The 21,306-nt window shown below is 53.3% G+C and carries 24 protein-coding genes and 1 tRNA gene; 4 read left to right on the top strand and 21 right to left on the bottom strand.

Annotated features, from left to right (window positions below):
• Nucleotides 1-723 precede the first annotated feature (723 nt).
• Both lnt and LKR43_RS15590 read right to left on the bottom strand, forming a co-directional pair.
• Nucleotides 724-2,301, bottom strand: a complete 1,578-nt coding sequence (gene lnt / locus LKR43_RS15595) for an apolipoprotein N-acyltransferase (RefSeq protein WP_227685134.1) — start codon at nucleotides 2,299-2,301, stop codon at nucleotides 724-726.
• Between the two features lie 90 nt (nucleotides 2,302-2,391).
• Nucleotides 2,392-2,465: transfer RNA gene (locus LKR43_RS15590), tRNA-OTHER, on the bottom strand.
• A 131-nt stretch (nucleotides 2,466-2,596) separates the two neighbouring features.
• On the opposite strand from LKR43_RS15590, the gene LKR43_RS15585 reads away from it, so the two are divergent.
• The 4 genes from LKR43_RS15585 (at nucleotide 2,597) to LKR43_RS15570 (ending at nucleotide 6,832) form a co-directional block, all read left to right on the top strand.
• A complete protein-coding gene (locus tag LKR43_RS15585) occupies nucleotides 2,597-4,897 on the top strand; it encodes a heavy metal translocating P-type ATPase (protein WP_370632136.1) in 2,301 nt (766 codons plus the stop codon).
• Between the two features lie 7 nt (nucleotides 4,898-4,904).
• Complete coding sequence (gene lspA / locus LKR43_RS15580; RefSeq protein WP_227685133.1) at nucleotides 4,905-5,411, top strand: signal peptidase II; 507 nt, start codon at nucleotides 4,905-4,907, stop codon at nucleotides 5,409-5,411.
• A gap of 100 nt (nucleotides 5,412-5,511) precedes the next feature.
• Nucleotides 5,512-6,153 (top strand): M23 family metallopeptidase, encoded by a 642-nt coding sequence (locus LKR43_RS15575; protein ID WP_227685132.1) that lies wholly within the window; start codon nucleotides 5,512-5,514, stop codon nucleotides 6,151-6,153.
• Between the two features lie 145 nt (nucleotides 6,154-6,298).
• Entirely contained in the window at nucleotides 6,299-6,832 is a 534-nt protein-coding gene (locus LKR43_RS15570) for a copper chaperone PCu(A)C (protein WP_227685131.1), read from the top strand.
• A gap of 80 nt (nucleotides 6,833-6,912) precedes the next feature.
• On the opposite strand, the gene LKR43_RS15565 is transcribed toward LKR43_RS15570, so the two are convergent.
• The 19 genes from LKR43_RS15565 to ccmA all read right to left on the bottom strand — a co-directional run bounded on the left by LKR43_RS15565 (nucleotide 6,913) and on the right by ccmA (nucleotide 19,812).
• On the bottom strand, nucleotides 6,913-7,206 hold the full coding sequence (locus tag LKR43_RS15565; protein ID WP_227685130.1) for a hypothetical protein: 294 nt from the start codon (nucleotides 7,204-7,206) through the stop codon (nucleotides 6,913-6,915).
• Complete coding sequence (locus LKR43_RS15560; RefSeq protein ID WP_227685129.1) at nucleotides 7,161-8,699, bottom strand: IS66 family transposase; 1,539 nt, start codon at nucleotides 8,697-8,699, stop codon at nucleotides 7,161-7,163. The genes LKR43_RS15565 and LKR43_RS15560 overlap by 46 nt, the downstream gene beginning before the upstream one ends.
• 58 nt (nucleotides 8,700-8,757) lie before the next feature.
• Complete coding sequence (gene tnpB / locus LKR43_RS15555) at nucleotides 8,758-9,105, bottom strand: IS66 family insertion sequence element accessory protein TnpB (RefSeq protein ID WP_227685128.1); 348 nt, start codon at nucleotides 9,103-9,105, stop codon at nucleotides 8,758-8,760.
• Nucleotides 9,102-9,506 carry a transposase gene (locus tag LKR43_RS15550; RefSeq protein WP_227685127.1) on the bottom strand — a complete coding sequence of 135 codons (405 nt, stop codon included), beginning with the start codon at nucleotides 9,504-9,506 and terminating at the stop codon, nucleotides 9,102-9,104. The genes tnpB and LKR43_RS15550 overlap by 4 nt, the downstream gene beginning before the upstream one ends.
• 309 nt (nucleotides 9,507-9,815) lie before the next feature.
• Nucleotides 9,816-10,055, bottom strand: a complete 240-nt coding sequence (locus tag LKR43_RS15545; RefSeq protein ID WP_227685126.1) for a hypothetical protein — start codon at nucleotides 10,053-10,055, stop codon at nucleotides 9,816-9,818.
• Nucleotides 10,056-10,148: 93 nt separating this feature from the next.
• Nucleotides 10,149-10,646, bottom strand: coding sequence for a hypothetical protein (locus LKR43_RS15540; RefSeq protein WP_227685125.1), 498 nt, complete (start codon nucleotides 10,644-10,646; stop codon nucleotides 10,149-10,151).
• Nucleotides 10,647-10,745: 99 nt separating this feature from the next.
• Nucleotides 10,746-11,402, bottom strand: coding sequence for a thioredoxin domain-containing protein (locus tag LKR43_RS15535; protein ID WP_227685124.1), 657 nt, complete (start codon nucleotides 11,400-11,402; stop codon nucleotides 10,746-10,748).
• Nucleotides 11,399-11,833 carry a disulfide bond formation protein B gene (locus tag LKR43_RS15530; protein WP_227685123.1) on the bottom strand — a complete coding sequence of 145 codons (435 nt, stop codon included), beginning with the start codon at nucleotides 11,831-11,833 and terminating at the stop codon, nucleotides 11,399-11,401. The genes LKR43_RS15535 and LKR43_RS15530 overlap by 4 nt, the downstream gene beginning before the upstream one ends.
• 81 nt (nucleotides 11,834-11,914) lie before the next feature.
• Nucleotides 11,915-12,664 carry a cytochrome c biogenesis CcdA family protein gene (locus LKR43_RS15525; protein ID WP_227685122.1) on the bottom strand — a complete coding sequence of 250 codons (750 nt, stop codon included), beginning with the start codon at nucleotides 12,662-12,664 and terminating at the stop codon, nucleotides 11,915-11,917.
• Between the two features lie 33 nt (nucleotides 12,665-12,697).
• Nucleotides 12,698-13,339: a TlpA disulfide reductase family protein gene (locus LKR43_RS15520; RefSeq protein WP_227685121.1), complete on the bottom strand. Its 642-nt coding sequence runs from the start codon at nucleotides 13,337-13,339 to the stop codon at nucleotides 12,698-12,700.
• A gap of 10 nt (nucleotides 13,340-13,349) precedes the next feature.
• Nucleotides 13,350-14,207 (bottom strand): c-type cytochrome biogenesis protein CcmI, encoded by an 858-nt coding sequence (ccmI, locus tag LKR43_RS15515; RefSeq protein ID WP_227685120.1) that lies wholly within the window; start codon nucleotides 14,205-14,207, stop codon nucleotides 13,350-13,352.
• A complete protein-coding gene (locus tag LKR43_RS15510; protein ID WP_013742912.1) occupies nucleotides 14,204-14,659 on the bottom strand; it encodes a cytochrome c-type biogenesis protein in 456 nt (151 codons plus the stop codon). Before LKR43_RS15510 ends, ccmI begins: the two co-directional genes overlap by 4 nt.
• Nucleotides 14,656-15,180, bottom strand: coding sequence for a DsbE family thiol:disulfide interchange protein (locus LKR43_RS15505; RefSeq protein WP_013742913.1), 525 nt, complete (start codon nucleotides 15,178-15,180; stop codon nucleotides 14,656-14,658). The genes LKR43_RS15510 and LKR43_RS15505 overlap by 4 nt, the downstream gene beginning before the upstream one ends.
• Entirely contained in the window at nucleotides 15,177-17,138 is a 1,962-nt protein-coding gene (locus LKR43_RS15500) for a heme lyase CcmF/NrfE family subunit (protein ID WP_137236385.1), read from the bottom strand. Before LKR43_RS15500 ends, LKR43_RS15505 begins: the two co-directional genes overlap by 4 nt.
• A 5-nt stretch (nucleotides 17,139-17,143) precedes the next feature.
• On the bottom strand, nucleotides 17,144-17,590 hold the full coding sequence (gene ccmE / locus LKR43_RS15495; protein ID WP_137236386.1) for a cytochrome c maturation protein CcmE: 447 nt from the start codon (nucleotides 17,588-17,590) through the stop codon (nucleotides 17,144-17,146).
• Nucleotides 17,587-17,769: a heme exporter protein CcmD gene (gene ccmD / locus LKR43_RS15490; protein WP_013742916.1), complete on the bottom strand. Its 183-nt coding sequence runs from the start codon at nucleotides 17,767-17,769 to the stop codon at nucleotides 17,587-17,589. Before ccmD ends, ccmE begins: the two co-directional genes overlap by 4 nt.
• Nucleotides 17,766-18,503 (bottom strand): heme ABC transporter permease CcmC, encoded by a 738-nt coding sequence (gene ccmC / locus LKR43_RS15485; RefSeq protein WP_227685119.1) that lies wholly within the window; start codon nucleotides 18,501-18,503, stop codon nucleotides 17,766-17,768. The genes ccmD and ccmC overlap by 4 nt, the downstream gene beginning before the upstream one ends.
• A gap of 11 nt (nucleotides 18,504-18,514) precedes the next feature.
• Nucleotides 18,515-19,198 (bottom strand): heme exporter protein CcmB, encoded by a 684-nt coding sequence (ccmB, locus tag LKR43_RS15480; protein ID WP_137236388.1) that lies wholly within the window; start codon nucleotides 19,196-19,198, stop codon nucleotides 18,515-18,517.
• On the bottom strand, nucleotides 19,195-19,812 hold the full coding sequence (gene ccmA / locus LKR43_RS15475) for a cytochrome c biogenesis heme-transporting ATPase CcmA (RefSeq protein WP_137236389.1): 618 nt from the start codon (nucleotides 19,810-19,812) through the stop codon (nucleotides 19,195-19,197). Before ccmA ends, ccmB begins: the two co-directional genes overlap by 4 nt.
• Between the last annotated feature and the right edge of the window lie 1,494 nt (nucleotides 19,813-21,306).

The raw sequence follows: 21,306 nt of genomic DNA, 5'->3' as shown, positions 1-21,306 counted from the left end.
CGCAGTCTGTACGATCGAGGCAAGGACTCGACGGCTCGGAATGAGATGGACGGTGAGAACGAATCAGCGACGTACCAACTTAGGCTACGTCTGACCACTTGGGCCGCTCGGGCCGTTCACTGATTGGTGCTAATGGAGGCCGCGAATCAATAAATCGATGGGCTAAGCTGGAGGAAGAAAGGAATGTGTCTGTATGTGAAACCCCGATTAGAGACATACAGTAGACGTGACAAGAATGCACGTTGTGGTCGGCCTTTGCCGTGGTGGATGTATTTTTTTCTCCACTGCTGCTTGCATCGACCAGAACCTCTTGCGCATCGCCATAACAGGGAGTTACGCACGCGGATTGCTCCGGCAGGCAATACACGCTCACTACCGCCCAAGAGGCTTGGAGCGGAAGCATGACGAGCATAAAGAGGAGAAGCAGTTTTTTCATCGCGTGAGAGATTGTACTGGCTACGCGCTTGGCCCGCAAACTCCATCTGGGTGTGGGTGTGGCTTTTTCTAAGGATTCAATAACGATTTGAGCTTAAAGGTAATAGCCGTCCTAGGTCGAGACTTTCGTGTCGCGAACACCGCTTTCCTCACCCCGTCAACTTGACGCGTGGCAGTATAGGTTTAAGGCAAGCAGGATGCTGCTTCTCAGCACGAACTTGGGCACAGTCCTGCCAGAGGATGTCGACACTGATGTGTCAGGGACGTACGGCAATGTCGGGGGAACCATCATTGGCTAGGACCAATCGCTCGGTTGCCTGGTCTAGTTCGAACCCGGGCGAGCCTGCCACCAATTGCGGCCATACCGATTAGACCAAACAGAAGGACTAAAATAGCCCAGTTGCCCGCGATGTTATAGGGTGTTCGGCCTTTATATCCTTGAGCCGTCCCGGTAAGAGCCCCTCTTTCGAATCCGGCGATTTGTTTCACGAGTCGTCCTTTCGCATCAATGATTGCGGTCGGCCCTGTATTCGTTGCAAGCAGCATATACCGTCCATTTTCCATGGCTCGCATTTGGCTGATTTCGACAAACTGTGCAGGAGCAAGTGAACGACCAAACCACGCCAAGTTGCTCAAATTCAGCAGTAAGGTCGCATCGGCGGCCGGCCTAATAATTTCTTCGCCGAACACGTTCTCAAAACAGATATTGACCGCGATGCGCTGTCCCGCTATCTGCATGACTGGCTGCTCTGATGCGCCGGCTGAAAAGTTGGCCATCGGAATTTGAAGGACTTCGGGAATCCAGGAAAACAGCTCTACAAAAGGGATGAATTCACCGAACGGCACCAAATGTTGCTTACGATACCGTTGGGGTGGCACATTACCAATGCTTACCGCACTGTTAAATTGCAAAGTGGCGCTGGCTTCACCTGGAATTTGTTCAGGCACGCCAAAAATAATATCACCTCCATTTTCGAGCGCAATCGTTGTTAATTCCTCGCCGAACCATGCTGGAATTTCGTTGAAAAACATCGGCGCTGCCGTCTCCGGTAGGACAATTAGCTGGCTTTTCGAGGATCGAGCTAATTGAACATAGTTTCTTAATGTATTTTCAATTTCATCCGCACGCCATTTTTTGTCTTGTGGCACATTCCCCTGGAGTAAGGACACGGAGACGGGCGACCCCACGGGCTGCGACCAATCCAATTGCTGAAGCCCCCAGCCAGCGGCCCAGATGCTCCCGAGAAGGCCTAATTTTAGCCAAGCACGGGTGGGATGCGCTATGCAGGACACCAGCATCGTCGCACTAAAAGCCACAACAAAGGAAACCCCGTATACACCGAACACCGGGGCATACCCAGACAACGGGCTAGTAAAACCTTGTGTATATCCAAATGTTAGCCAAGGGAAGCCACCAAAAAGCACACCACGTAGCCACTCGCACGTCACCCAAACAGGGGCCAGAATCCAAACACCCTGCGTTTTACGGATAAGGCGGCTTCCCACAAAACCAAATAATGCCGGGAAAAGAGCTAGCACCGCGCAAAACAATAACGTTGCGAGCGCAGCGGATGATGTAGACATGCCTCCGTAGGTGTGGAGACTCACGTAAATCCAATTCACTCCTGCACCGAAGACACCTACCCCAAACATAAACCCGACGAGCGTGGGGTTAAGCGTCCAGCGCGTTTGGGACAGCAAACCGAAAAGACCTGCTAAGGTCAAAACCGATACCCATGCCAGATTAAACGGTGCAAAGGCCAGTACCGATAACATGCCTAATAAAAAGGAGCCTAGATAAAGGCCTACGTGTATTGGAATGATCTGGCTACATTGCCGATAAGGCTGACGCGCTGACTTGGTCATGGAGTCACACTGATCATGGACGTAAGGTCTTTGAAAATTAGACTTTACCTTCTACGGAAAAGCGGCCTGAATTAGCTATGCCGCGGCTATTGGTGGAGAGGGGAAGAGTCGAACTCCCGACTTCGTCATTGAAAGACGCACTCTGACCTCTGAGCTACCTCTCCAAGTCAGCAGCATTCTAGCAACTACTGCCCCCGCTAGTTGACGCGACGGCGATAGATGACAAGAGAATAAAAAACACTTGACCCTAAAGCCACTGTAGGGTTTCTAATAGCGGCATCAAAGGAAATCCACTATGAAAAATCCTCAGCCAACCCTCGACAAAACGATCGCATCGTGTTGCGGTCACGCACACGGCCACACTAGCCAACCCACTGAGCCGCCGCAGATGCCACGGAAAAACGGTTCCGCGACTGCCTATCGCATTGCCACCATGGACTGCTCCGCTGAAGAGTCTGAAATTCGTCGCGCGCTCGAACCGGTTACTGGTATCCGTAGCTTGGGCTTTCAGCTTGGCGCGCGCACATTGGTTATCGATGCACCAACTGACGTGTTGCCGTTGGCTTTGACCGCGATACGTAAAATCGGTTTTGATCCGAAAGAAATATCAAAACCAGGCGACAGTGGTGACATCTCCGGGGCGCACAGTGACCAGGAGCACGGATTTTCGAGCGGCATTACCCGCTTGGTGTTTGCGCTCGTTTTTGCCTTCGGAGCGGAGAGTCTTTCGTTTCTCGCTCCTGACACCCAGCCGTGGCAAATCGCTGGAATGGCGATAGCCGTTATCGGGATTTGGCTGGCCGGACTCGATACTTACATGAAGGGCTTTTTTGCTCTTCGCCACGGCAGGCTTAACATTAATGCCTTGATGACCGTCGCAGTCACAGGAGCCTTCTTAATCGGCCAATGGGCTGAAGCGGCCATGGTCATGGCCTTGTATGCTATCGCTGAATTAATAGAGGCTCGCGCCGTGGATCGGGCACGAAATGCGATTAAAGGTCTTCTGGACCTTGCGCCAGAAACGGCCGAGGTTCGCCAGACGGGCGGTAATTGGCACGTGATGCCAGCCAAGGATGTCTCGCTCGGCACAATCGTGCGTATCAAGCCAGGTGAACGGGTGGCCTTAGACGGCACGGTCACGGCGGGAGCAAGTGCGATCAATCAAGCCCCTGTAACAGGCGAAAGCATTCCCGTTGAAAAAGCCATCGGTGACCCGGTGTTTGCCGGCACCATTAATGAGTCTGGCTCCCTGGAGTTTGAGGTCACCGCTGTGGCGAGCGATTCGACGCTGGCCCGAATCATTCATGCCGTGGAGCAGGCGCAGGGCAGCCGCGCGCCGACGCAACGCTTTGTGGACAAATTTGCCGCCATCTATACGCCAGCTGTTTTCATCATGGCGTTGGCCGTGGCGTTAGCCGGCCCCCTGCTCTTTGATTGGACTTGGTTGCAAGCCATCTATAAGGCATTGGTCTTGTTGGTCATTGCCTGCCCGTGCGCGCTGGTCATCTCTACGCCCGTGACGGTTGTCAGCGGTTTGGCTGCGGCAGCCCGTCGAGGAATTCTGATCAAGGGTGGCACCTACCTCGAAGAGGCGCGCAAACTCAAAGCCGTTGCATTGGATAAAACCGGCACGATAACCGTAGGCAAGCCAGAATTGGTCGAATGGGAGGTAATCTCCCCTATTGTTTCAAAAGAACGCGTAGCCGCGATGGCGGCAAGCCTGGCCGGTCGTTCCGACCATCCCGTATCCAAAGCTATTGCCGCAGGATTGAACCTGCCCTTCAATGACGTTGATGGCTTTGAGGCGCTTCCTGGCCGCGGAGTCAAAGGCGCAGTGGCGGGCGAGGACTACGTGTTAGGCAACCATCGCTTGATCGAGGAGCGTGAACAGTGTAGCGCCGAGCTCGAAGCGCTTCTTAAGGCTCATGAGGAAGCGGGGCGAACCGTTACGCTGTTCGCCTCCAACGAGGCAGTGCTAGCCCTTTTTGCCGTCGCCGACACGATTAAAGAATCCTCGCGAGCGGCTATTGCAGACCTTAAGGCGCTTGGGGTCACACCCGTTATGCTAACGGGCGACAATAGTGCGACAGCAAAAACCATCGGCCACCAAGCAGGTATCGAGGACGTGCGCGGCAATCTCTTACCGCAAGACAAACTTGCCGCGATTCAAGAAATGCAAAAGCACTACGGCTTGACCGGGATGACGGGCGATGGCATTAACGATGCGCCAGCACTGGCTCAAGCCGATATAGGTTTTGCCATGGGCGCTGCAGGTACGGATATCGCCATGGAAGCAGCCGACGTGGTCATTATGAACGATGACCTGCATCGCATTGCGACAACAGTGGAGTTATCGCGCAAAACCCATGCAGTGCTATGGCAAAACATAAGCTTCGCAATCGGCATCAAGGTAATATTTTTCTACCTCGCCATTTTTAGCGGAGCGACCATGTGGATGGCCGTCTTTGCAGATATGGGTGCCAGCCTACTGGTTGTGGCTAATGGCCTGCGTTTATTGCGCAGCGGTAAAAAAGCAAGAGTGCGCGCGGCTCCCGCCGACATGCCCAGGGCCGATTATGAACGTTCGACCGGTTAGGCTCAGGATGGCACAACAATTTTCGTCCAAATCCCGTTGGTGGCTGTGGTGCTTATTAGCATTGAGCTTAGCCACAATTGATCAAACCATTAAACAGGCGGTTTCAGCCTCCCTCCCGCTTCATGCGAGTATTCAAATCACGCCATGGTTTAACTGGACTCACGTTTTGAACCCGGGTGCCGCCTTTTCTTTTTTGGCTGACGCAAGTGGATGGCAACGGTATTTTTTCAGCGCCGTGGGGCTGCTGGTGAGCGCCATACTGTTATTCTCGCTGTGGCGCGGAATCACGAATCGATTGGTAACGGCATCGTATGTTTCGATCATTGCCGGCGCCCTGGGCAATGTCATTGACCGAGTGCGTATAGGCGCTGTCGTAGACTATCTTGATTTTCACTGGGGACTATGGCATTGGCCGGCTTTCAATCTGGCCGATGTGTTAGTGGTCGGAGGCGCTATTTTTCTTGTCCTCTCGTCCTTTACTTTCCCGCGAAACGAAATGAAGCAAGCTATATAGCTTCTGCAATAATCCTGTATTTCCATCCTATTAACTCATCAAATGCCCTCATTGCACGTTGCACAAAGGCACAATCAAATATTAAAAAAAACTCAAACTCATGTCCTGGAATAAAACATTTTTAACAGCTATCACTCAACAAAATTTCGTACGTGCCGCAGGCGTAATTCTGTTATCGACAAGCGCTTTTATGGCTTCCAATGCGTTTGCCGAGGTATTAAGTTTTTCTATTATCAATGAACAGTTTCAACTTCATGACACAAACGCCGTCGCCGAAGTCCCAAGAGCAGAACGGCTTCGTAAATCGTTTCTCCTTACCCCGATAAAAGGAGCCGAAACAAAAATAAGTTCTAATTTTGGCTTACGCCTCCACCCCGTTCTGAACAAACCCATAGCCCATAGTGGAGTTGATTACTCAGCGCCCAAAGGCACGCCTATCAGAACAACAGCAAACGGCACTATTGCATTTATTGGCCGAAAAAAGGGCTACGGAAAAGTCATTATTATCGAGCATGCTGCCAATTTCTCCACCCTCTATGCTCATCAAAGCCGGTTCGCCACGGGCTTAAAAAAAGGCGTTGCCGTTGCAAAAGGAAAGACCATCGGATATGTGGGATCGACCGGAATGGTGACTGGCAACAACTTGCATTATGAGGTTCGGATGGACGATCAGCCGATTAACCCATTAGAAGTAGATCGACTTCTCGTTGAGAATGAATATTTTTCCGACAACGTAAATTAATCGGGTGCGGGGTTTTGACCAAACAATGCCCACCTTCCCTCAAGCTAAAACTCGTAACGCTATCAGATGCATAGCTATGCATCGAGCGCCATACGATACGCTCACTAAACCTTCTCCCATTATGGAATTACAGGAAGACTATGCCATGAAAAAAGTAGCCCTTAGTATTTTGATGTTTTGCGGCGCCTCGGTCGCCCATGCGGCGACCGTTCACGGTGAACATGCAACTCTTATGCCTGCGCAAGACCAACCCAAGACAGCTCAGCATCCCAATACGAACCATGGTAATAAAGCATCGGTATTTAACACGTTAACAGTTTCAAATTGCTGGATTCGTTCCTTACCAAGACCCACCCCCTCAGCGGGCTACTTTCTAATCAAGAACACCGGCGCGAATGACGCAAAGCTAACTAATTTGACCATTGGCGAATTCGACCAGGTATCTTTACACCAAACGACCAATGAGGGCGGCAAGAGCAAAATGAGCATTGCCCATGATATTTTGATCCCGGCAGGTGGAGAATTGAAGTTTAAGCCGGGTAGCTACCATGCCATGCTCGAGAAACCTAATCAAACCCTTACAGTTGGCACTCACGTTAACGCTGAATTCACATTTGAATCCAGCCAGAAAGCCATAACAACATGTGAAATCAAACCGGCTAATACAGTAGCAGGATAGCTCGGGTCTCGGCCATATAACTCGAAAGCACTTTTTAGTAGTAAGCGTCATTCCAGGACCGTCTTGACGACATCAATCGATTAGGTCCACTTGGCGCCAGGCTGGTTCCATTCATCGACACGCTCGCCGCTGGCTTGGGCGGTGGCAATCGCAACATCAAGGCGTTTTAAGATCGAGGTCAGAGACTCTTCTGGTCGGTAACGCAGCATCGCCACGGCTTGTTTGCCGTCATAGGCGACAGCGGCATTGCGCACCGGCTGGATCGCCCCAATCATGACATGACCATCACCCTTGATCAGCGCTTCAATATGTCGATGATCAGAGGTATTTACGCCGCTTTGGGCAGGCTTTCGTTTAGCAGGTCCAGACGCCACGGCAACAACTCGTCGATTTGATTGATGGGATGATCAGCGATACGCTCGAACACGGCGCGCAGGTAGGCGAAGGGCTCCACGTCATTGAGCCGAGCCGTGCTGATCAAGCTATAGATTACCGCCGCGCTGTGCCCACCACCATCGGAGCCGGCAAATAAATAATTGCGCCGGCCAAGAACCAACGGGCGGATCGAGCGCTCGGCCGTATTGTTGTCGATCTCGATGCGTCCATCATCGCAATAACGGGTCAGTGCCGCCCAGTGGCCTAGCGTGTATTTAATTGCCTTGGCCAGTTCGGATTTAACCGAGACCGTCGCGAGCACTTTCTCTAGCCAGTCCTTTAGACTGTCCAGCAGCGGCGCGGCCTGCCGCTGGCGAACCGATTGGCGAAGCGACACGGCACACCCTCGGATATCCCGCTCGATGGCATACAAGGCGCCAATGCGGGCTAGCGCCTCTTGTGCGATGGGCGATGGTTCATGCTTGAACTGATCGTAGAACTTGCGCCGGGCATGCGCCCAGCAGCCCGCCTCAACGATCTGCCCGCCACGGTACAGGGCACCATAGCCACTATAGGCGTCCGCTTGCAGAATGCCGCTAAAGCCTTGCAAGTGTTTTTGAGGTCGTTCGCTTTTGCGATCCGGCGAGTACTGATACCAGACCGCAGGCGGAGCGCGGCTGCCAGCCGGTCGATCATCACGCACATAAGTCCATAGCCGCCCGGTGCGGGTTTTACCTCGCCCCGGTTCAAGAACCGGCACGGGCGTATCGTCCGTGTGGATCTTCTCGGCCTGGCGTACATAACGGCCCAGCGCGTTGCTTAAAGGCTCCAGTAAACGGCTCGACTCACGCACCCATGCGGCCAGCGTGGCACGCTCCAGCTGAACGCCGCCGCGACGATAGATTTGCTCTTGCCGGTACAAGGGTGTGTGGTCGGCATACTTGGCCACAACAACTTGGGCCAGCAGGCCGGCATCGGCCATGCCGCGTGTGATCGGGCGCGAGGGCGCCGGTACTTGCTCGATATGAGAGCAGACGCGGCACGCAAGCTTGGGCCGTACATGTCGGTGCACCTTGAAGTAGCCCGGCACATAGTCGAGCGTTTCGCTGATGTCTTCGCCCAACGTACGTAGCTGACCACCACAGTGCGGGCACCCGCACGCTGTCGGAGCATGAACAATCGTTTCGCGCGGCAGGTGTGTGGGGAAGGCGCGAGGCCGGCGGCGCAAGACGGTGACGTTATTAGATGGCTGCGTCGGCGAGGTACCAGTGGGTGTCTCAGCGACAAGCAATGATTCGTCGGCAGTTTCGGGGAGATCACCCAGAGCCAACTGCAACTGATCCATCAGTTCGCTCATGCGTTCTGAAGAGCGCCCATATTGCCAGCGTTTCAGACGGGCAATTTCCGCCACCAACTTGGCAATGGTCTCATCGCGCGAGACCAGCATGCGCTTGAGTGTATCGACGTCGTTGGGCAAGGCGTTGGCGGGCATGCACGCCAGTATAAAGTAAGGCGATCACCCTGGAAATAGCTTTGTACTGGCTCTATGCCTATGCTGCCCTTGTTGGCTGCCACGTGCGCTCGGGGCGGCGCCAGTCAATGCCTTCGAGCAACATCGACAGTTGCGCGCCCGTCAAATGCACACTGCCGTCTTGGGCTTGCGGCCAGACGAAGCGACCACGCTCCAACCGCTTGGCGTACAGGTTCATCCCGTCGCCGCTCCACCACAGCAGCTTGACCAGATCACCGCGCCGACCACGGAAGATAAAAACATGGCCCGAGAACGGATCGTGTTCCAGCGTGGTTTGAATGAGCGCTGCCAGTCCATTCATGCCGCGACGCATGTCGGTCACACCTGCGGCAAGCCAGATGCGTGTACCAGAAGGCGGCGCGATCATACCGGCAGCAGGCAACGTAGAACCAGCCGCAGTTGGATCGGATCCACCCTGCCATGCACCCGCACGCGAGCCCCGTTCAGCTCGATCTCAATGTGGCTGTCCGTTGCCGGTGTGTTATCGACCGGTTGCGGCTCGCCCTGATCGTGGGCCTTGATTGCGCCTGCGGGCGACGACGGCAACGTCACCGGCACCAACGCACAGCCATCGGTGCTACCCAGCAAGCCGGCACGCAGCTCCCGTCGCCACTTGAACACCATATTGGTGTTCAGCCCATGGGCCAGGGCCACCTTCGCGACCGAAACATTCGGTGCGCACGCCGCCATCGCCACCTCGCGCTTGTAGGCAAGTGGATAGTTGGGCCGACCCTTGCGGTTTGAGACCCGCACTTCACTTGTAGACATTGTGATCCCCACTACTTTTTGGTGGGCACCACTTTGGACTGATTCAGCCGTCGCGACTAGGCGGCCTTCACATGACGCTTACTTTTAGTACATGGGCGATTTGATTTGGAACGAACCAGTGACCTGAACTGCGGCCAGCAACGGTCTCTCTATTATGGCTTTAGCTAGCTGACTCATGAAGCGACTGCCACGGTCAGCTCATCGATTAACCAATCGCCGGTCGACGTGCCAGCATTGATGCAGAACCAAATGGATGGCTAGCTCCAGGCATGCTAGCACCTATCACTTGCGTTTACTTCCTGCAACGGTTCACTGTTGGCGACTCAGATACCACCTGCCCCAGCGTGAAATCTTGTTTGCAGCATAGGCTTTTCTGATGACCAACTTAGCTCGCGGCGACAGTTTTTCTCGACGCTTCGCAATTTGATCAAGATTAAAACTTTTGTCTTTAACCGGCAATTTGGCTTCGAACAGGTAGCTACCACCCTGCACGGCAGAGTAGCAAATGAGAGCACTGATCACCATCAGATAAATACTTGTGACGTTCATCGATAAAATCCATCGAATAATGTGCGTTGATAATTATTTGCCACACTGAAGAGCAGTTTGACACGCGCTCAATGCGGACTTTCTCGCGGCTCGTTAATCGATTTGTATTTCCCCAAGCGTGCCAAATTTGAGATGCCAATCGATCAGGCAAGCAAAATCCGTCTTCCCAGACTTGATAAACTGCCAGACAACATTACGCTGCTGACCCGGATTAAGCGTAATCATATTCGGCTGAGTATGCTCGACATTGGGTGCTTTTTGCATTAAGGCGGCGTGCGCTCTGAGTTCACTCATAGAACCGATAACCATTTCATGAGAGAATTTGCCAGTGTTTTTAACCACGAATAAAACTGTGTCGCCCGCTTTGACGTCGATCAGGCTAGGCGTAAAGTGAGTCGTGTCGTTTACAATGATTGCCACTGTCTTATTCACTTTAGCTAGATCGCCCAGTCGGCCGATTGTCGTGCTTTTACCATGACTACTCGTAATATCATGACGCAACTCAGACGAGCCTCTCGCGTCGTTGGCGCCCATGGCGACAATTTTCATGGGCAAAACCGCGAGCACGAAGGCAAGCATTAGTTTGTTCATAAAAAGTCTTTCCAAGGGCGGCATACTCAGTTATAAAAAAGTTGGTTTACGCGCCCTTAAGTGCGTCCACTAATATTGGTAGCTCTAGAGTTACAACCTTCATTTTTTATAAGCAACTTTGACTTCTTGCTCCACAAGCGTCTTAAGCTGTTCAAAACCAAATTTGGGTAATGGTTTCCCATTAACAAAAAAAGTTGGAGTTTGAGTTATCTGTAGTGCGCGAAGGTCGGCCTTGTCCTGCTCGACGATAGCCTCTATTGTCGGTTTGCTCATGTCTTTGCGCGCTTTATCAATGTCCAGATCCGACGCCTTCAGATAATCCCAGATCAAATTTACCTGCGGGTTATCATGCGACGCCCATTGCGGCTGCATCTGTAGAACGGTCTCTAATGTCGACCAGTACTTGTCTTGAAATCGGGACGCTTCAAGAATCTTAACAACCTCCTCGGAGCCTTCATGAAATGGTGCATAACGAACAACGAGCTTCACCTTGCCACCATTGACGTTCACGAGGTCTTTGACGGCAGGATAAAACGCTCGGCAGGATTCACATGCCGGATCAAAAAATTCGACGATAGTGACTTTCGCATCGGTAGGACCATATACGGGTGAATGCATCCGCTCGAATTCTGTAGTTTTTGTACTGGCTAACTGCGCTTTTTTACGAACCTGACTCTGCTCGTAAACGAAGCCACTAATGGCGAAAACCATAACCGCCAGGATACTGGTTAAGACAAGAACTGTTTGTTTTTTCACTTTAAAGCACCTTTTTTTACGAAGAGAAGCGCGGCGATTGCCGTAAATGCCAGTAATGACAATAGAGGTATGGAAATGAAACCAAAAAGGTTTAAATTCACTTCAGCGCAAGACGGGCCTTGCCCACAAGGCTGAAGGGCTGGAGGAATAACGCCCAGGTAAAGTAGATTGTGATAGAGCGCCACGAACCAGCCGCCAGCGACCATCGGTAACGCATACACAAAGACACGCACATCTGAGGTTGCGAGGCCCACCGCCAGAATAAAAACGAGCGGAAACATAAAAATGCGCTGATACCAGCACAGCTCGCAAGGGATGAACCCCATGACTTCACTGAAAAACAAGGCACCTAACGTTGCGGTCAGAGCGATAACCCATGCCGCAAATACTCGGCCCCACCGAGGCCCTGAAAGTTGATTGGTGGTTACCATAAAGGTTGATCCTTAACAATACGTTTCAAAAAGAGGAGGCAAGGGTTGTAATGGCGATGGCTATCAGAAGGTAGAGGGTACTTAGCCAATACTTCCAAGGGCCGGGAACATCTTGAGCAGCCAAATTGCGAAACGGACCAGTTGCCCGCTGGCCACGGCGATGCCCATCAGCACCAGAATCGCGCCAGTGACTATTTGTAGGTAGCGGCCGGTTCGGCGTAGCGCGCCGAGCCGACGCATAAACGGTGCCATGAAGTAGGCTGACAGGAGAAACGGTACGCCAAGCCCTAACGCATAAACACCTAGCAGCAGCATCCCCTGGCCTACGCTCTGATACGTGGCACCCAGCACAAGAATACCGCCGAGCACTGGCCCAATACATGGGGTCCAACCAAAGCCAAAGGCCATACCCAGCACGGTAGCGGACCACGGATTACCCCCAACACCTGCCCCTGGCTCGAAACGGTAGTAGCGCTGCGTCCATACGGGGGCTCGCACCACCCCCATAATCAGTAGGCCTGCAACAACAATAATGACCCCTGCAACAATATTGAGCTCATAGCGGTAGGATAAAAACAAGCGCCCGATCGCTGTGATGCTGGCACCTAGGACCAGAAAAACCAAAGAAAACCCCAGGACGAAACATGCACTCAGACCCAGCGTTCGCCATCGTGCGGCGCGTGCCTCTGTTGACGACGCGCCAGGCGCCACTGAGCCACCGGCTATATAAGAGAGGTAACCCGGTACGAGCGGTAAAACACATGGCGATAAGAACGACGCGATGCCTGCGACAAACGCGGTCAATAGTCCGATGGCGGTTAGCTCAAGCATCGCGTTTCTCCCATAATATAATAAGTCGCATGGCTATTTCTCACCGTCGTTTGCCTTGGTCGATGAAGACAACAGCGCGGCATCGATCAAAGCTTCGACCTGTGGGCTATCCCAAGCGGCAGGTCCTAATGCGCGCCCTATCTCACGACCTTCTTGATCGATCAGCAAGGTTGTAGGAACCCCCGGAGCACGAACAATGTTGGACACCTGTGAGGTTCGATCAAAATATCCACGCAGCGTTTGTACGCCAAACTCCTGATAGAAGGATTTGACCTGCGCGGGGTCGCGGTCAATTGATAACGCTACCACTTCAAATGTTGGACCACCGCGCTTGGCGTTGAGCCGATCCAGCGACGGCATTTCCTCTCTGCAGGGCGGACACCAGGTAGCCCAAATGTTGAGCAAAACAACACGGCCTCGAAAATCGGCCAAGGTCAAGGTCTTGCCGCTCGCATCTTGAAAGGAGAACAACGGAAGATCACGTGGCGTACTCCAGCGCGTAAAGCGCTGCCCATCTATATCCACCGCGGTGTCCATCGCAACGTTAACTATTCCGTCTGGGAGAGCCTTGGACGCATTATTACGTTGGTAAAAAAATAAAGCTGTCGCGATAGTGATCACGGTCGTTAACACCACTGCTACCCAAATAATTATCTTAAAAGAGTTCTTCATCATTCTCCACCCATCAGTTTTCAGAGGTCACTGCTTCGGCTTGCTCTCGACGCGCACGCTTGATTGTGTTTTCGACAGCCTGCGCGGCGTCCGAATCTGGCGGAAGTAACTCGAATAACTGTTGCCAATAATCAATCGCTGCTGGGTAATCTTGACGCTCCAGCGCAGCAGCCCCCGCCAAAGTGAGAGCGAACGGTTCCCGAGGATTGAGCGATAGTGCGCGCTCCAACAATTGCGTCGGCTCCCCCTTAAATCCAGCTTGATTGCTTCTGGCGAGTGTTTCGGCATATTCCGACAGCGCCAGAGGATCCGACTGAATGACGGTCGCCGCTTTGGAAAAGGCCGCCGCAGCATCTTCATACTTTTCAAAATAGCGATAAGAGCGCCCCAGCATGAGCCAGCCAGTTGGATCATCAGGATTGCGCGCCAGCCTCGCCGCCAGCGAATCCACCATGGCCTGCACATCGGCTTGTGTCATGGCAGGAATGCTTTGCGCCGGCGGTGGCGTAATGGCTGCAGGGTTTCCTAGCGCCAGATAGGAAAGCGTTGCCGCTACTGGCAGGACAATGGCCAATGTTATCGCTGCTGGTTTGCTACTCTGGCGCCATAGCCCAGTGTCCTTAGTTGGTATTGCCTCATCGAGCACACGTCGTTGCAGATCCTGTTGGGCCGCAGCATGATCGTGCAAAGACAATATGCCGTTCGCACGATCCTGCTCCAGCTCAGCCAATTGGTCGCGCAACACTCTCGCATTAACGGCGTGATGTTCAAGACTGCTATCTAGTTTAGGGCCACGCCACAGAGCCAGCCCTAGCCATAAGGTGACACTAGCTGCAAGTAATGCAGCAATAAGGATAAAAATAAAATTCATGGTGATGTTCCGTTGTCCGTGGTTTGCGCTAGCAGCGCCTGCGCTCTCTTGCGCTCATCGTCGCTTAGCGATGCATCAGCCACGCTGTTTTTGCGGCGACGCAATGTTGTCGCCAGAACGAGGAGCCCAAAGGCCAGCAGCAACATGGGGCCAAACCATAGCAATAGCGTGGTGGCTTTTAATGGCGTGCGATAGAGTACGAAATCACCATAACGATCAACCATATAGGTTCTGATCTCGGTATCGCTTTTGCCAGCCTGGATCTGCTCGCGTATCTGTTGGCGCAAGTCCACGGCCAGGTCGGCGCGTGAGGCTGCGATCGACTCGTTCTGGCACACCAAACACCGCAATTCAGCGGCGATATTCAGCATGCGCTTTTCCGTCGCCGCGCTATCCGCCCACGATGGCAAGGCAATAACGGCACACAACAATGTCAACCACCAATGTTTCATTTTTCAAGCTCTCGGATCAGGGGTAGAAGCGTGTCGCGCACCGCAGTCTCGGTTACTGCTCCGATGTGCTTGTAACGAATGAGCCCGGCCTTGTCGATAACAAAGGTCTCAGGTACGCCATAAACGCCATAGTCAATACCCACGCGCCCTTGCGTATCGGATACGGACAAGACATATCCATTGCCATGGCGTTCCAACCACGAAATCGCTTCCCCGCGTACATCCTTGTAGTTAAGACCAACTATGGGTACTCCGTGCGTTTTAGCCAACGCCGTAATCACGGGATGCTCTTCAAGACAGGCATAACACCAAGAAGCCCACACGTTCAGCAGCCACACTTTGCCTTTCATGGCTTCCGGTGAAAACGTTTCTTCGGGCGACGCCAATTGGGGCAACGTGAAATTCGGTGCCGGCTTGTTAATCAAAGGCGAAGGTACTTCGCTGGGCTTGAGGGTCAAACCGAAAGCCAGGAAGCCGACCAGCACGACAAAAGCAACCAACGGCCATACAAAGCGACTCATGATGTGGCCCCTGCAGCCACCAAGGCGGCCTTTCGTTCGCGACGCTTAAGTCGATAACGGCGATCACTGATAGCTAATAACCCACCCAACGCCATCAAGATGCAACCTATCCAGATCCAGTCAACGAATGGTTTGTAGTAAACACGTACGCTCCAGGCGCCGTCAGCAAGCGGCTCACCCAGAGCGACGTACACGTGACGCAAACCGTTGGCATCAATAGCCGCTTCTGTCATGGGCATTTCGGAGGAGATGTAGCTGCGTTTTTCGGGATGAAGCAGACGCAAGATCCGACCATCGCGTGACAACTCGATGTCACCGACTTCTGCGACATAATTAGGTCCCTGTGCTTTATTGACGCCTAGAAACTTCAACTCATAGCCCCCTGTGCTTACCGTGCTGCCAGGCGTCATACGCACGTCCTGTTCAGTTTCATAGCCCATGACGAGTGTCACTCCCGCTACGAACACGGCAATACCCAAATGGGCCAGATGCATGCCTAGCCAGCTAAGCGGTTGGGCTCGCAGCCCAGTGCGCGTAGCCCGCATACGGTCAAAGATGCCCTTAACCACCGCAGTGGCAATCCACGTGGCCAGTGCCAAGCCTAAAGCCGCCAACGCCGACCAACGCCCCAGCATAAACGGTGCGCCAACACCGACCACAAGCGCCACCACAGCCGGAACGTGCAGGTGTTTTATCAGAGCGCTTATCTTGGCTGACTTCCAGTTAGCCACCGGGCCTACCGCCATGAGAAGCAACGCGGGCACCATCAGCGGTATGAAAACGGCATTAAAGTAGGGCGGCCCCACCGAAAGTTTGCCTAACCCGAGCGCATCAATGAAAAGCGGATACAAGGTGCCGAGAATGACGGCACCCGCTGCTACGGCCAACAACACGTTGTTCATTAGCAAGAGCGATTCACGCGATATCAGTTCAAACCGTCCACCCATACCCACTTTGGGCGCACGCAGCGCAAATAAAAACAAGGACGAGCCCACCACAACGGCGAATAACATCAAAATGAACACACCTCGGCGCGGATCGGTGGCGAAGGCGTGTACTGACGTCAATACGCCTGACCGTACGAGAAAGGCCCCCAGCAATGAAAGCGAGAACGTGCTGATGGCAAGCAGCACTGTCCAGTTCTTGAAACTGGCACGCTTTTCAGTTACCGCCAGGGAGTGAATCAATGCAGTACCCACCAGCCACGGAATAAACGAAGAGTTCTCTACCGGGTCCCAGAACCACCAGCCGCCCCAACCCAGTTCGTAGTACGCCCACCAACTTCCCAAGGCGATACCCAAGGTCAGGAATAACCACGCTGCCGTCGCCCAGGGCCGGGACCAACGGGCCCACGTCGAGTCGAGCTGCCCCGCTAGCAGTGCGGCAATGGCAAATGCGAACGCCACCGAAAATCCGACATACCCCATGTACAGCAATGGCGGATGAAATATCAGTCCAATATCTTGCAGTAGCGGATTCAGGTCCATACCTTCTATGGCCGCAGGTACCAGGCGCTCGAACGGGTTAGAGGTAAGCAGCACAAAGAGCAGGAATCCAGCCGTGACCAGGCCCAGCACTCCCAATACGCGTGCAACCATGACATCGGGCAGTTGCTTTGAGAACACACTTACTGCGTACGCCCAGCCTGTTTGCATCAGCAGCCACAGCAAGAGCGATCCTTCGTGGCCGCCCCAGACGGCGGCTATGCGGTAAAGCAAGGGCAATTGCGAGTTGGAGTTCTGGGCGACGTAAGCCACCGAAAAATCCTTAACGATGAAGGACCAACCAAGCGTCGCGAAGCTAACAATAATTAAAAGGAACTGCGCGCGCGCGGCAGGCCGAGCAAAGGAGATCCAGACCGCATTGCCACGCGCCGCACCAGCGAGGGCTAAGCAGCCCTGGGCTAGCGCTACAAATAGCGTCAGAATTAGTGAGAAATGACCGATTTCAGGAATCATGAGCGTTATGGCCTCGCAGTAATCGTGTTCTTGGCGGCCTCATCCAGCGCATGCTGCGCTTCAGGGGGCATATAGTTCTCATCGTGTTTGGCAAGCACCTCTTCTGCCCGGAACAACCCATCGGCCCCGAGCTTGCCTTGGGCCACTACCCCTTTGCCTTCACTAAATAGGTCGGGCAGTATTCCCGTATAACTGACCGGTATCATTTTGGCGGTATCGGTCACTACGAATTTCACCGTGAGCCCATCACTTTGGCGCTGCACACTGCCGGTTTGCACCATGCCTCCGACGCGAAACGTCCGCTCCTGGGGTGCTTCACCGGCACTCACCTGCGTAGGCGTGAAGAAAAACACGAGGTTGCTCTGAAAAGCATTAAGTACTAACGCTGTGGCAATGCCGAACGCGGCCAAGCCACCAGCAATAAGCGCGAGGCGTTTATGGCGATTTTTCATCGAAATTCCTCTTCCTTCAGGATTAACTGGCGCTTCACCAGCGACAAAGCCGCTTTGCGGCGCTGGCGCAGCAAGAGCCATTCGGCGCAAAGAACGACCAGGGTGACGGCGACTGACCCCCACACGTATTGCCCATAGCCGCCCATGGCAAAAAATTCAGCAGGACTCGTCCAGTTCATTGCTTTACCTCCCTCAAGTCGTCTAACCATCCAGCATGATGTTCGCGTTCTAAAATGATGCAGCGCACGCGCATCAGTGCGATCGCCACCGCATACATCCATGACGCCAAGGCCATAAGCAGCATGCCAATTAGCATGAGCGCCGCCATTGAAGGCGCTTGTGTCAGCGAAACAGATGCGCCTTGATGCAAGGTGTTCCACCACTGCACCGAAAAATAAATGATTGGAATGTTGACGACGCCGACAAGGGCAAGGACAGCACCGGCCTTATCCGCGCGCCGTGGCTCATCAATCGCTGACTGAAGCGCCATAAAGCCGATGTACAAGAAGAGAAGAATCAGCTCCGAGGTCAGGCGCGCATCCCAGACCCACCAGGTTCCCCACATGGGTTTGCCCCACAAGGCCCCCGTCCAGAGTGAAAGAAACGTGAACATGGCGCCGGTGGGAGCCAAGGCCGAGGCCATCATGGCCGCTAAACGATTCTTAAATGCCAGCCCTATCGCGGCCCAGAAAGCCATAACCAAATAAATGAACATCGACATCCAGGAGACCGGCACGTGCAGGAAGATGATGCGATAGCCCTCACCTTGCTGGGCGTCGGTGGGCGCCATGAAGAAACCCACGTACATCCCTATGATCGACAGAATCGCGGCAGCAGCTGCAAACCATGGAATTAGCTTGCCAGCTAGGGGGTAAAACATTTTGGGCGATGAATACTTAAACCAATTAATCATTCACTTACTCATTATTCCAAGGCAATCCGTAATGCCACGGTTGTGGCCCACGGGGCAAAAAAGCCAGTTAAAACCAGCACAGCGCCCAGCAGCGATAGATGCGCCGTTGCGCCCAGGCCGGCAGCGGCGGCGTCTACCGAACCCGCGCCAAAGATCAGAACCGGCACATAAAGGGGAAGTACAAGCAAGGCAACCAGAGCGCTCCCACCTCGCAGGCCCAGAGTCAAACTTGCACCGATCGCACCAATAAAACCAAGTACAGGCGTACCTATGGCCAGCGACGCTGCCAGCACCAGTAAGGAAGGGAGTGGTAAATCGAACTGCACAGCCAGTAGCGGCGCTAGCAAGGTCAAGGGCAAACCCGTCAACAGCCAATACGCCGTCACCTTGCCGAGCACCAGCATTCCCAACGGAGCGGGTGAAAGGGCCATTTGCTCCAGGGTGCCGTCGGCATAGTCCTGTTCAAACAGCCGATTAAGCGACAGCATGGTCGCCAGTAAGGCCGCTACCCAAAGTATGCCTGGCGCAATCTGGCGCAAGATGTCGCGTTCAGCACCTATGCCCAAAGGAAACAGGCTCACCACAATGACAAAGAAAAAAAGCGGCGTCAGCGCATCCGACTTACGGCGCATGGCGAGCCTCAAGTCGCGTCTTATAACCCCACAAAGCGCGAACAATCCAAACGTGTCGCTCATACGCCCACCCGAATAACGTGTGTCGTGCTTGCTAGCGCCATGCTCTGATGACTTGTTATGACGGCAATTCCGCCGGACTCCAGGTGTGCGTCAATCACTTCAGCGAGCCATCGTACTGCCTTAGTATCCAATGCTGCCAAAGGTTCATCCAGTACCCACAACACACGTGGTTGGAGCAGCAATCGGGCCAAATTAACGCGCCGCTTTTGTCCTTGAGACAAGAATCGTACGGGGAGATCCTGCCTATCGCGCAGCCCGCTCTCGTGTAAAGCATCACGTGCGGCACCAAGAGAAACTGGGTCGCCCGCCAACGCCGCCCCAGCAACCAAATTCTCCATGGCACTTAATTCATCTTTAAGTCCAGAAAGATGGCCGCAATAAAGCAACGTGCGTCGATACTCGTCACCAAGCAGCTTGATGGGGCGTCCTTTCCAGAAAACGGTTCCGTCCGATGGCGGTGTTAGTCCCACCAACACACGCAAAAGGCTGGTTTTGCCACTGCCGTTCTCGCCTTGGACGAATAGACATTCGCCCGCCTTGATCTTAAAGCTCAGGCGCTCGAAGAGGCTGCGGTCACCACGCAGGGCTTGTAGATTGATGCCTTCAAGCATCATCGTCCACCAGTATTAAAAGTCTAAACAACTGAAAGGTCTCCACTGCCGACAATGTTGAGCTGTGCGTGATATACACAGGTTTACTTAGGGTTAAGGCGCGCACCCAAACCCCAATTCATTTGTGCCAAAGCTGGCAGCAAGCGTAGCGTTACAGCGAGACTCTCTTTCGAGCTAAAGCGCGCATAACACGCGCAGCCTGTGCGGTCGAGACAAGGACTCGACGGCTCGGAATAAGATGGACGATGAGAACGAATCAGCGACGTGCCAACTTAGGCTACGTCCGACCACTTGGGCCGCTCGGGCCGTTCACTGATTGTTGCCAATGGAGGCCGCGAATCAATAAATCGATGCGCTAAGCTGGAAGAAGGAAGGAATGTGCCTGTATGTGAAACCCCGATTAGAGGCATACAGTAGCCATGACAAGAATGCACATGGTCTGCCTTTGCCGTGGTCGATGTATTTTCATCTTCACCGCCGCTTGCATCGACCAGGGTCTCTTGCGCATCGTCGTAACAGGGAGTTACGTACAAGGACTGCTCTGACTGACAATACACGCCCACAATCGCCCAAGAACTTTGGAGCGGCAGCATGACGAGCATAAAGAGGAGAAGCAGTTTTTTCATCGCGTGACAGATTGTACTGGCTACGCGCTCAGCCCGCAAACATCTTCGGGCATCATGGCCTAGCGCAATACAAACGATGGCGCATAAGGCAATCCACGGCATTAGATCGTCTTGAGCAATTATTCCAAGACAGAACCCAGGCAGAATCAGCCTATACTACGATTAGTATAGGCAAAATGATTAACGCCACTGTGGCGCCTGTGTCCCCTACGCCATTTTGAAGCATGATCATGCACACATTCGTGGCAATGAGGAATACGAAATATTTAGTGATCTACCATAGCACGCGCAAGTGACAACAGCCACGCTCAGGCTAATTAATTAGGCAAGGACAAGGTTTATCGGCATATTTCATCATAATGTCCCCTACGGCATGCATCATTTCACTGTGCATTTGACCTTCCCATTGGACCGCCTCCTCCACCATCATCGGTCAACAGCCTATCATGCCTCCATCGTTCATCCCGCCACCCATCATGCGGTCTATTTTGGGCACCTTGTAATCTTGAATCACGCCTGATCCGTTGGGCACGGCAATGGTGGCCTCGCCACTAAGCGCCGACGCCAGGCCTGGGCTTGACCATTGCGGTAGCGGAGATCTCTATCCTTGCTCACGTACCCCACAATGGTTACAAACAAGATGATCAGCATCCGGCATCTGATGATTGAGAAGTCATTCTCTTGACAATATTTGTCTCACACCGTCCCATAAAATACCAGAATGGCGCACTATAATTACTTAACCATTAGCGATCTCCATAATTGCTAATCGTTAAGCAATGTTCTATAAGTATAAATACACTTACAACTTACTCATGACGTATCCACCAATTGAAAAATCCCATGACGCCGAGTCCCATAAACAGCATTG

Source organism: Pusillimonas sp. MFBS29 (assembly GCF_020687695.1).
In the GTDB taxonomy this organism is placed as follows: domain Bacteria; phylum Pseudomonadota; class Gammaproteobacteria; order Burkholderiales; family Burkholderiaceae_B; genus Pusillimonas_C.
The sequence above is the reverse complement of the archived record's forward strand: the minus strand, read 5'-3'. Positions and strand labels throughout refer to the sequence as shown.